Origin of the sequence: Paracoccus sp. M683, from assembly GCF_007096355.1 — a bacterium.
In the GTDB taxonomy this organism is placed as follows: domain Bacteria; phylum Pseudomonadota; class Alphaproteobacteria; order Rhodobacterales; family Rhodobacteraceae; genus Paracoccus.
The window spans coordinates 1-1,280 of record NZ_VKDF01000052.1; the positions used below are offsets into that span (position 1 = coordinate 1).

At 62.8% G+C, this 1,280-nt stretch carries 1 protein-coding gene; it reads left to right on the forward strand.

Features of this window, described 5'->3' with window-relative positions:
• Positions 1-79: 79 nt before the first annotated feature.
• Positions 80-1,249 carry an IS5 family transposase gene (locus FNJ84_RS21705; protein WP_143795271.1) on the forward strand — a complete coding sequence of 390 codons (1,170 nt, stop codon included), beginning with the start codon at positions 80-82 and terminating at the stop codon, positions 1,247-1,249.
• Positions 1,250-1,280: the final 31 nt, after the last annotated feature.

Sequence of the window (1,280 nt, forward strand, 5' to 3'; positions counted from 1 at the left end):
CAGGCCGCTGAAATAGTCGGCTCTCGACGTGGTTTGCAGAACATGATTCATCACCGACAAGAAGACGGCGGAGGTGATCATGCGGGGCACGGACGAGACGGGCGGATCGCTGTTCAGCTATGTCGATCTTGAGAACCGCATCCCTGAGCGACACCCGCTGCGTAAGATCCGACAGGTCGTGAATGACGCGCTTGCCAGTCTCAATGAGGATTTCGACCGTCTTTATGTTGATTTCGGCCGCCCCTCGATTGCGCCGGAACGGCTGATCCGGGCGAGCCTGATCCAGATCCTGTTCTCGGTCCGCTCCGAGCGGCAGTTGATGGAACAGATGCAGTATAACCTCTTGTTCCGCTGGTTCGTCGGCCTCGGGATTGACGACGCCGTCTGGGTGCCGACCGTCTTCACCAAGAACCGCGACCGGCTACTGACCACCGGGATGTCGCGCAAGGTGATGGCAGCGATCCTGGCCCATCGCGAGGTCGCGCCGCTCTTGTCGGACGACCACTTCTCGGTCGATGGCACACTGGTGAAGGCCTGGGCCTCCATGAAGAGCTTCCAGCCGAAGGCGACCGACACGCCGTCTGACGACGATCCGGGCGGCCCGCCCGGTCCAGACAGCCCCACCGAAGACCACCCTGAGCCGACACCGTCCGAGACCGACCCGATGTCCCGCCCCACCCGCCAGAACCGCAATGCCGAAGTCGATTTCCGGGGCCAGAAGCGCTCCAATGCCACCCATGCCTCGACGACCGACCCCGACGCGCGGCTCTACAAGAAATCCCCCGGCACCGGCGCGATGCTGTGCTTCATCGGGCATGCGCTGATGGAGAACCGGAATGGGCTCATCGTGCAGGGCGACCTTACGCAGGCCGACGGTCACGCGGAACGGCGTGCCGCACTGGACATGATCCACCGCCATTCACCCGGCTCGACCCGACAGTTGACGCTCGGCGCCGACAAGGGGTTCGACGCGGCGGAGTTCGTCGCCGACCTGCGAAAAGCCTGCATAACACCCCATATCGCGCAGAAATCGAGATATTCAGCGATCGACGGCCGCACCACCCGGCACGAGGGTTACTCCCTGTCGATCAAACACCGCAAACGGATCGAAGAGGCATTTGGCTGGGCCAAAACCGTCGGTGGCATGGCCCAGACCGTCTATCGGGGCATCGAACGGGTGCGTTCCCGCTTCATCCTGACGATGACTGCCAACAACCTCGCGCGACTGCCTCGGCTGTTGGCCGCATGATGACGAAAAACCGCGTCAGTCACACACACGC

What these genes read in the sequence shown, in the direction of transcription:
- FNJ84_RS21705 (WP_143795271.1), top strand. Translation starts at nt 80, where the DNA reads ATGCGGGGCACGGACGAGACGGGCGGATCGCTGTTCAGCTATGTCGAT.